Annotated in this window: 10 protein-coding genes; 5 read left to right on the forward strand and 5 right to left on the reverse strand. The window is 63.0% G+C overall.

Going from position 1 to position 8697, the window contains the following annotated elements; genetic code table 11:
• The first annotated feature begins 19 nt into the window (after positions 1-19).
• Positions 20-937 (forward strand): LysR family transcriptional regulator, encoded by a 918-nt coding sequence (locus tag VNQ78_RS02995; protein WP_325686439.1) that lies wholly within the window; start codon positions 20-22, stop codon positions 935-937.
• Here VNQ78_RS02995 and VNQ78_RS03000 read toward each other — a convergent pair.
• Positions 934-1701 carry an HpcH/HpaI aldolase family protein gene (locus VNQ78_RS03000; RefSeq protein WP_325686441.1) on the reverse strand — a complete coding sequence of 256 codons (768 nt, stop codon included), beginning with the start codon at positions 1699-1701 and terminating at the stop codon, positions 934-936. The two genes, VNQ78_RS02995 and VNQ78_RS03000, sit on opposite strands and share 4 nt — an antisense overlap.
• A 287-nt stretch (positions 1702-1988) precedes the next feature.
• Between VNQ78_RS03000 and VNQ78_RS03005 the strand changes: the two genes are divergently transcribed.
• From VNQ78_RS03005 to VNQ78_RS03015, 3 genes are read left to right on the forward strand one after another with little or no spacing between them, the layout of a single operon-like run.
• A complete protein-coding gene (locus VNQ78_RS03005) occupies positions 1989-2459 on the forward strand; it encodes a TRAP transporter small permease (protein WP_325686443.1) in 471 nt (156 codons plus the stop codon).
• 2 nt (positions 2460-2461) lie between these two features.
• Positions 2462-3742 (forward strand): TRAP transporter large permease, encoded by a 1281-nt coding sequence (locus tag VNQ78_RS03010; protein WP_325686445.1) that lies wholly within the window; start codon positions 2462-2464, stop codon positions 3740-3742.
• Between the two features lie 23 nt (positions 3743-3765).
• Positions 3766-4725 (forward strand): TRAP transporter substrate-binding protein, encoded by a 960-nt coding sequence (locus VNQ78_RS03015; RefSeq protein WP_325686447.1) that lies wholly within the window; start codon positions 3766-3768, stop codon positions 4723-4725.
• A gap of 216 nt (positions 4726-4941) precedes the next feature.
• Here the strand turns inward: VNQ78_RS03015 and VNQ78_RS03020 are convergent, their stop codons facing one another.
• The 4 genes from VNQ78_RS03020 to VNQ78_RS03035 are packed head-to-tail and all read right to left on the reverse strand — an operon-like array spanning position 4942 to position 7588.
• A complete protein-coding gene (locus tag VNQ78_RS03020; protein ID WP_325686449.1) occupies positions 4942-5604 on the reverse strand; it encodes a GntR family transcriptional regulator in 663 nt (220 codons plus the stop codon).
• Positions 5605-5606: 2 nt separating this feature from the next.
• On the reverse strand, positions 5607-6041 hold the full coding sequence (locus VNQ78_RS03025; protein WP_325686451.1) for a MaoC family dehydratase: 435 nt from the start codon (positions 6039-6041) through the stop codon (positions 5607-5609).
• Positions 6038-7168, reverse strand: coding sequence for an acyl-CoA dehydrogenase family protein (locus VNQ78_RS03030; protein WP_325686453.1), 1131 nt, complete (start codon positions 7166-7168; stop codon positions 6038-6040). Before VNQ78_RS03030 ends, VNQ78_RS03025 begins: the two co-directional genes overlap by 4 nt.
• 54 nt (positions 7169-7222) lie before the next feature.
• Positions 7223-7588 carry a hypothetical protein gene (locus VNQ78_RS03035; protein ID WP_325686455.1) on the reverse strand — a complete coding sequence of 122 codons (366 nt, stop codon included), beginning with the start codon at positions 7586-7588 and terminating at the stop codon, positions 7223-7225.
• A 124-nt stretch (positions 7589-7712) separates the two neighbouring features.
• On the opposite strand from VNQ78_RS03035, the gene dapA reads away from it, so the two are divergent.
• Positions 7713-8588, forward strand: a complete 876-nt coding sequence (gene dapA / locus VNQ78_RS03040; protein ID WP_325686457.1) for a 4-hydroxy-tetrahydrodipicolinate synthase — start codon at positions 7713-7715, stop codon at positions 8586-8588.
• Positions 8589-8697: the final 109 nt, after the last annotated feature.

An 8697-nucleotide genomic window follows, 5' to 3' on the forward strand; every position in this document is an offset into this window, starting at 1 on the left:
AAGGGAACGCGCGCGGGACATGCTGAACCTCAGGCAGCTCGAAATTCTGCGCGCGGTCGTCCAGTACCGCACCACCGTGGGCGCGGCCGAGCAGCTGGGGATGTCCCAGCCCTCGATTTCGAACACCATCCGACATGTCGAGACCTTGCTCGGGTTTCCGCTGTTCGAGCGGCAGTCGAACCGGCTGATCCCGACCGAGGAGACGATGATCCTCCTCGAGGAATCCGAGCCCCTCTTCCTGCTGCGCGACGCGGTCAATCAGCGCGCCGCCGACCTGCGCGCGGGACGGATCGGGCGGGTCCGCATCGCCTCGACCGCCGAGATCAGCGAGGCGGTGCTGCCCCGCGCCATCGCCGACTATGCGCGCCAATATCCCCAGATCCAGATTTCGCTTGAGACCCGACCGCTCGACAGCGTGCTTCAGGTCGTCGAGAACGGCCTGGCGGACGTGGCCTTCGTCATCTCGGCCTATGACCGGCAGGCGCTTGACTTCGAACTGATCGCGGAACTGCGCGCGGTCTGCATCTGCCCCGAGGGTCATCCTCTGGCGGCGCTGGCGCAGGTCACGCCGCGCGATCTGGAGGGCCATCCGCTGGTCGGGCCCCGCACTGCGAACCGGGTCGGTATGATGATCGCGGATTGTTTCCACGAATGCGGGATGGAATACCGCCCTTCGATCGAAACCCGCTTCATGAACGCGGCCTCGCGCATCGTTGGCGAGGGCTGGGGCGTTGCTGTCGTGGACGAGCTTTCGGCCCATGTTGCGCTGCGCCCCGGGCTGACAGTTCGTCCCTTCCAGTCGCGGCTGCGCTTCAATCTGGTGGCCGCAACGCTGCGGACCAAGACCCTTTCGCGCCAGACCCGACGCTTCATGAAAGCTGTATCGGACCGGGTGAAGATGCAACTGGCAGAAATGCACGCTGCCTCGACCCCCTAGTTGCGCAGGCTGGCGACCGCCTGGGCGCCCCCTGCGACCAGCAGGTTCGTGTCATTCGTCGCGACGATCAGCGAGGCGCCGGGTGCATGGCTTGCGACCAGATGCGCCGGCAAGCCCATGACCCCGAATGCCTTGGCGTGGCGCGCGGCGGCACCGGCGATCCGCCCAAAGGCAGCCAGCACCGCCGGGTGTTCGACCTGTCCTCTCAGCCCCAGACCGTCGGCAAGGTCGTTCGTTCCGATGACGAGCATGTCGATCCCGTCGACGGCGGCGATTTCGTCGACCGCCCCCAACCCCGCCGCGCTTTCGATCATTGCCGCGATGCTGACCTCGCGCCCTGCCTGAACGCAAAAGTCCAGGGCAGGCAGCAGCGCATAGTCGAGTGCCGGCACCGGTCCGGGAATGCTGCGCCCGCCAAGGGGCGCAAAGCGGCAGGCGCGTACGATCTCGCGCGCTTGGGCCACGCTGTCCACATGCGGCACGATGAGCCCGGTTGCTCCGCAATCGAAGACGCGCGCGAGGTCGCCCGACCTTGGCCCGCCGACCCGGGCCCACACCGGAAAGCCTGCGGCGATCCCCGCCGCCGCCACCTGCCCGAGTGCATCCATGCCCAGCGGACCATGTTCCATGTCCACGACGGCAAAGTCGAATCCGGCACCACGCGCCAGCAGAACGGCCTCGGGCCGGCCCAGAATGCAAAAGGCGATGCCAATGCGCGGCGTATCGGGATTCTGTTTTTGCTCAGCATTTAGGCTGTTGGCCATTGCGTGTCCAAACCTCGGATTGGGGAACCCAAGGCTAACCCGATTGTCCGGGGATTATTCGCTGAAAGCGCGCGTTAAATACTTTGTATCAGGATATTTATAGTTGCGTGACTTCTTGAAGCCCTTTTTCCCGATAACCTATGAGCCATGGCAAAGAGCGCGCAAGCGCCGCAACCCGCCGACAGGTCGAAGGGGAATCAAGGATGGTCCATCCGTCAATTGCAGATACCTGCGTATCAGAAACTGCGCGCAATCCATTGATGCGCGTTGCCAATCGGGGACTCTGGATGCTGCGGCGCCTCGTCGACGGCGTCCTTCTGGCGCTGCTTGGCTATATGGCTCTGGCAATCCTCGCGCAGGTGGTAGGACGTTATTTTTTCAACTATTCGATCGCCTGGAGCGAGGAGACGGCGACCTTCGCACAGGTCTGGCTGACCCTCCTCGGGGCGGGTGTCGCGATGCGCTATAATCAACATGTCGGCGTGGATTTCCTGATCCTGAAGGCGCCGGTCGGGGTCCAGCGTATCGTCAACGGCGTGGCCTTCCTGCTGGGGATATGGTTTCTCGGCGTGGTGGTGGTCGGCTCGCTTTCGATGTTGTCGATCGGGCTGATGGTGAAATCGCCCGCATTGCGCCTGCCGATGGCGATTCCCTATTCGGCCCTGCCGGCGGGATTTGCCTATTTCCTGATCGAATTCGCGATCACTACCCTGCCGCGCGTCCTGCGCCCGGGTGCAACCACAAGCCAGGGGGACTGATCATGGGCGTCGCACTGTCCGGCTTTCTCGTCCTTCTGGTTTCGGGAATGCCCATTGTCCTCGCGCTCGGCATCGCGGGGTTGATCGCGATCGAGCTGACCACCGGCGCACCGATTTCGATCGTCGCGCAGCGCATCTATGGCGGGATCAGTTCCTTCACGCTGATGGCGATCCCTTTCTTCGTCGCCTCGGGCCTGCTGATGGAGGCGGGTGGCATCGCGCGGCGCTTCGTCGCGCTGGCCGAGGCGCTGGTCGGCTGGATCACCGGCAGCCTCTATATGGTCGCGATCGTGACCGGGACCGGGCTTGCCGCGATCTCGGGCTCAGGCTCGGCGGATACCGCAGCGATCAGCGCGGTCATGGTCCCCGAAATGAAAAAGCGGCGCTATAATATTGATCTTGCCGCCTCGGTCATCGCGGCATCGGGCGCGCTGGCCTCGATCATTCCGCCCTCGATCGTGATGATCGTGATCGCGATCACGTCGAACCAGTCGATCGGCGCAATGTTCCTTGGCGGCGTGGTGCCGGGCATGATGGTCATGATCTTCCTGATGGTCGGCTGCTGGCTTTACAGCCGCCGCCAGGGCGAGGTCTATCGCGACGCCCGGGCCTTCACGCTGTCCCGGCTGTGGCGCGGCTTCGTCGATGCGGGACCGGGGCTGATGATCCCACTGATCGTGGTCGGCGGCATCGTCGGCGGCGTCTTCACCGCGACCGAGGCCGCCTGCGTCGCGCTGTTCGCCACGCTGATCATCACCATGCTGATCTATCGCGAGATCAGGCCTTCGGACCTGCCGCGTATTATGCTGAAGGCGATCAGCCTGTCGGCGACGGTGCTGATCATTGTCGCGACCGCCAGCGTATTTACCTGGGTCATCGCGACGGCCGGCCTGCCTGCCATGCTGAAAAACTGGCTGACCGGGATCACGCAAAGTCCCTGGGTATTCCTGCTGATCGTCAACCTGCTGCTGCTGGTCGTGGGCATGTTCATGGAAAGCATCTCGGCCGTGCTGATCCTGCTGCCGATCCTGTCGCCGATTGCGCAAAGCTTCGGAATCGACCCGGTGCATTTCGGGATCATCATATCGCTGAACCTGTCGATCGGCCTGATCACGCCCCCCTATGGCATCTGCCTTTACGTCGCAGCCAGCGTTGCCGGCCGGCGGATCGAACAGGTCTCGCGCCAGATCTGGCTGCCGCTGGGGGCGATGCTGATCGTGCTGGGCCTCGTCACGTATGTGCCGGCGATCTCGCTCTGGTTGCCCGACGCCTTCATTCGCTAGCCATAACCAACAGGGAACAAGACATGCTGAATCGACTGTTTGCCTCTGCCGTCCTTCTCGCCATCGTTGCGGGTCCGCTTGCGGCGCAGGAATACAAATTCAAGATCGGCCATACCAATGCGTCCGACGAGGTGCAGGACAAAGGCCTGCAGAAGATGCGCGAGCTGCTTGAGGCCAAGACCAACGGCGCGGCGACGCTGGAGATCTTTCCGGGCGGCCAGCTTGGCGACGAATCCCAGTTGATCGAGGGGGTGATGCTTGGCAGCATCGACATGTCGATGACCTCGAACGCGCTGCTGTCGAACTATGTCGAGGATTACAAGGTCTTCGACATGCCCTTCCTGTTTCCCAGCATTGGCGAGTTGGGCGGCAAGATCGACGCGAACTGGGATCTGATGGAGGCATCTGCCAACAATTCCGGTTTCCAGCTTCTGGGCGTCCATTCCTCGGGGCTGCGCCACCTGATGACCAAAAAGCCGGTCGAGGGCATCGGCGACCTGGCCGGGCTGAAGATCCGCACCATGCAGAACCCGGTTCATGTCGAGGCCTGGCGCGCCTATGGCGCGAACCCGACGCCGATGTCCTACAACGAGCTTTACGGCGCATTGCAATCGGGCGTCGTGGATGGGGCAGAGGCCGCCTCGACCGGCTATGACGGGATGAAGTTCTATGAGGTCGCGCCTGATTTCGCGCAGGTCGGCTGGCTCAACATGACCGCGCCGGTGGTGATGCAAAAGGGCGCATTCGACGCGCTGCCCGAAAACATCCAGGCCGCGCTGATGGAGGCAGGCCGGGAAGCCGCGGCATGGGAGCGCGGCTATGTCGAAGAGCAGGAGCAGCCGCTGATCGACAAGTTCAAGGCCGCCGGTGCGAATGTCACCCAGCCCGACCCAGCCCCGTTCCGCGAGGCGTCGAAGCCACTTTATGCAAGTCAACTCAGCACGCCCGGCCAGCAGGCGCTGCTGAAGGCCATGACCGAATAAGTCCGATGCGGCGTCCCGTCAGGGGCGCCGCATCGCGATGGCCAGGGGGCAGGCATTTTTGACACAGCCATCCGCAACGAGACCCTCATCATCGCCTGCGACCGCCACCGCGCCCAGTTCGTCGCGCTGTCGGCGATATGATTGACATCGGTGCCGATGCCGATCCGACACTCCCGGATCCGGCGCGACGGCGAAGTTTGCTGCGGAAGTGCGGGCCTAGGCGTCAGGGGCGATCCGCGAGACGAGGTCTTCCATCATCGCCGCGTTCTGCATGCGCAGGATCGCCTCTGCCGCCACGTTGTCATGGCGGCGAAGGGCGTCGATCAGCAATTGCATCTCCTCGGCCATGACTCGCCTGCGGCCGGTGCCATAGCCATAGCCGCGGCGGAAGGCGAAGATGATGTCCCAGCCGCGCAGAAAGACGCGCAGCGCCTCGCGGTTGCCGCCGAACTCGACCAGCTTGGCGTTGAAGTCGCGGTTGACGCGGATCGCCTCCAGATCCTCGCCATGGTCCAGATGGTCGCGATATTCCTGCGCCAACGCCTCAAGCGCGCGAATACGCTCCAGCGTCAACGTGGCCATGCCGCGCCTGACCGCGCAGATGCGCAGGTCGGTGTTCAGCTCGAACAGGTCGGTGATATAGGCGCGGTCCAGCTTGCGGACCGTCGCGCCCCGGTTAGGCTCGATCTGGACCAGCCCTTCACCTTCAAGCTTCCGCAGCGCCTCGCGCAGGGGCATAGTGGACAGGCCAAGCCGCTGGGCCAGTTCTGCCGTCTTCAGCCGCTCGCCCGGCGCCATCTGCCCCGAAAGGATCGCCTCGCGGATCAGACGGGTCGCCTGATCAGCCGAGTTCAGCGCGCTATCGAGCGGCTCGTTCATGATCACCCCCGCTTCCGAATCAGCGAGACATGCTCGGCGTCGATCACAGCCTCCTCGCCACGCAGAAGGCGCACGGCCTCGGTGACGACACCGCGCCCCTTGCTTTCGCGCTTGGCGGTGAAATCCATCTTGACATGGATCACGTCACCCGCAGCCAGCGGCTTCAGGAAGCGGACCTTGTCCCAGCCGAGCGAGGCGATCGAGCTTTCGTCGTAAAGATGTAGTTCGGTCTTCAGCCCCTCCATCAGCGCCAGACCGTATAGCCCATGAGCGATGATGCCGGGAAACCCGGCATCGCGCGCATAGTCGGCATCGGTGTGGAGGGGATGATGATCCCGCGTCAGACGGCAGAAGTCGGCGATGTCGGCCTCGGTGATGCGATGGGCGGGCGTGGTGTAGCTGCTCCCGATGTCGACATCCTCATAGAACAGGCTCATGCGTATTGCTTTCCGACTTGTCGCGCGATGATCATGCGCTGGATCTGGTTTGTGCCTTCATAGATCTGGCTCAGCCGCACGTCACGGAAAAGCCGCTCGACGCGGAACTCGCGCGAATAGCCATTGCCGCCATGGATCTGCAGCGCGTTGGAAATATGGACCTGCGCCATGTCGGTGGTGAAAAGCTTGGCCTGCGCCGCCTCAAGCGCGATGGGCTGACCGGCGTCGTAAAGCCGCGCGGCATGATGGATCAGCAGGCGGGCGGCGGCGATGTCCTTGGCCATGTCGGCGATCATGAACTGGATTGCCTGAAACTCGAAGATCGGCTTGCCGAACTGTCTGCGCTCATGCGCATAGGCGATCGCGTCCTCCATCGCCGCCTGCGCCATGCCAAGCGCCATCGACGACATCATCAGGCGCGAGAAATTGAAGTTCTCCATCGCCATCTTGAAGGCGCCGTTCTCGGGCCCGATCCGGTTCGCGATCGGCACGCGAACCTGGTCGAGGGCGATCATGCATTCGGCAAGGCCGTGCATTCCCAACAGTTCCTCGGACTTGCCGCGATGGACGCCGGGGCGGTCGGTCTCGACCAGAATGCAGGAAATCCCCCTGTGGCCCGCCGCGGGATCAGTCTTGGCAAAGACCATGATCACATCCGCGACCTGCCCGAACGTGACCCATGCCTTCGAGCCCGTGATCACATACTCATCCCCCTCGCGACGGGCGACGGTATTCATGCTGGCGACGTCCGAGCCATTGTCGGGCTCGGTCACCGCGGTCGCGGGAATCACACTGCCGTCAAGGATGCCGGGGATCAGGGCCTTGTGCTGGGCGTCGCCGTGATGGTTCAGGAATAGCGCCGCTTCGACCGGGATCGCGAAGGCATTGCCGACCGCGCCCGAGCCGCGCGCGATCTCCTCCATCGCGATGCAGGCGGTCAGCGCGTCCATGCCGGCACCGCCGGCCTCCTCGGGCAGCGCCACGCCGAAAAGGCCAAGTTCGGCCAGTGCGAGATAGGCATCGCGGGGGAAGGCGTTCTCACGGTCGATCCGGGCGGCGATGGGCGCGACGACCTCATCCGAGAGCTTGCGCGCAGTGTCGCGCACCATGCGCTGCTCGTCACTCAAGAAGTGATCCAAAATAATCTCCATCAGGCAATAATTGATCTGTCATATTCGACTTCAGGTCGAGGGGATTCCGGCATGGAAGGCGTCTTCTGGGACGCGGTCCATAAAGTAGATGATGACGTTCTTGGCATCGGTCCCATAGGCCTCGGCTACAGCGGCAGTGATCAGCCGCGCGGCCTCGCCCTTGGCTTCGGCATCACGTGGGAATGCGTGGATTTTTATGAATATGCGGAAAATTTCGGCGGTTTTGCCGTGTTTTCCTGCATGTCCGTAGGAATAGTCGGGGGTCGAATTATAATAGCAGGTGACGATTTCAGGCTTGATCGCAAAGGCCTGGCACAGACCATCGGTCATTGAGCGGGTCGCAAGTTCGCGAATTTCCGGGCTTGGGCCGGAATCGGTGACTTCGATGAAAGGCATGGGGTTATCCGTCCATTGGTCAGTCGATCAGATGTGATCCAACATGTTTCTATTGACACATTATCTGATCAGATCAAATCTGAAATCAACCTTGCTGATGTGATCGGGATCCGGGAGTGAAAGAATGAAATTTCGCGGCAGCTATACCGTCTGCGTGACGCCCTTTGACGGGCAGGGGCAGCTGGATCTGGAGGCTTTGCGCCGCTATGTCGACTGGCAGATCGACGAGGGGGTCCATGGCCTGATCCCCCTTGGCAGCACGGGCGAATTCCTGTCGCTGACCCGTGACGAGCGCGCGGCCGTGGCCGAGACGACCATCAGGCAGGCCGCAGGCCGGGTACCCGTCCTGATCGGCACTGCCGCCGAATGGACCGACGAGGCTGTCGCGCTCAGCCGCGAGGCCGAAAGCCTTGGTGCGGATGGCGTGATGCTGGTGCCGCCCTATTACTCCTCGCCGACCGAGGCGGAACTTCTGGCTCATTTCACCCGCGTGGCCGAGGCGATCTCGATCCCGGTGATGCTCTACAACAACCCGTTCACGGCGAATGTGGATCTGACCGCCCCTCTGGTCGCGCGCCTCTCGGAGGTCGAGAACATCAGCTACATCAAGGACACGTCCAAGAACGTCCATCGCGTGACCGAGCTTCTGGATCTGTGCAAGGGCCGTATGACGGTTTTTGCGGGCTATTACCCGTGGGAGAGCTATCTGGCGGGGGCTGAGGGTTACAGTTCGGTCATGTCCAACATCTCGCCCTCGCTTTCGGCGCGGACATTCACCGAAACTGTGGAGGGCGACGCGGCGCGGGCGCACGCGCTTTATGTCCGCAGCCTGCCGCTGATCAATGCGCTGGCCGGCGACCTTTACGTTTCGGCGACCAAGGCCGCGATGCGGCTGATCGGGCAACCGATGGGCGATCCCCGCCCGCCGCGCCTGCCGCTGCCCGCCGATGCGCGGGCGCGCCTTCGCGGCGTGCTGGCCGACCTCGACCTTCTGAATTGAACAAAGACCAACCAACAGGGAAGCAAACGATGGAAATGAAAAGCCTTGCGCTCGGCTTCGTTCTCGGAGCGATCGCCCTATCCCCCGCCTCGGCGGCGGACATCACCCT

This window comes from Paracoccus sp. (in: a-proteobacteria), assembly GCF_035556475.1.
Lineage (GTDB): Bacteria > Pseudomonadota > Alphaproteobacteria > Rhodobacterales > Rhodobacteraceae > Paracoccus.

Excerpts from the sequence above, each read along its gene's own strand:
- VNQ78_RS03010 (WP_325686445.1), top strand. The coding sequence starts at position 2,462 with ATGGGCGTCGCACTGTCCGGCTTTCTCGTCCTTCTGGTTTCGGGAATG.
- VNQ78_RS03000 (WP_325686441.1), bottom strand. The coding sequence starts at position 1,701 with ATGGCCAACAGCCTAAATGCTGAGCAAAAACAGAATCCCGATACGCCG.
- VNQ78_RS03015 (WP_325686447.1), top strand. The coding sequence starts at position 3,766 with ATGCTGAATCGACTGTTTGCCTCTGCCGTCCTTCTCGCCATCGTTGCG.
- VNQ78_RS03035 (WP_325686455.1), bottom strand. The coding sequence starts at position 7,588 with ATGCCTTTCATCGAAGTCACCGATTCCGGCCCAAGCCCGGAAATTCGC.
- dapA (WP_325686457.1), top strand. The coding sequence starts at position 7,713 with ATGAAATTTCGCGGCAGCTATACCGTCTGCGTGACGCCCTTTGACGGG.
- VNQ78_RS03005 (WP_325686443.1), top strand. The coding sequence starts at position 1,989 with ATGCTGCGGCGCCTCGTCGACGGCGTCCTTCTGGCGCTGCTTGGCTAT.
- VNQ78_RS03020 (WP_325686449.1), bottom strand. The coding sequence starts at position 5,604 with ATGAACGAGCCGCTCGATAGCGCGCTGAACTCGGCTGATCAGGCGACC.
- VNQ78_RS03025 (WP_325686451.1), bottom strand. The coding sequence starts at position 6,041 with ATGAGCCTGTTCTATGAGGATGTCGACATCGGGAGCAGCTACACCACG.
- VNQ78_RS02995 (WP_325686439.1), top strand. The coding sequence starts at position 20 with ATGCTGAACCTCAGGCAGCTCGAAATTCTGCGCGCGGTCGTCCAGTAC.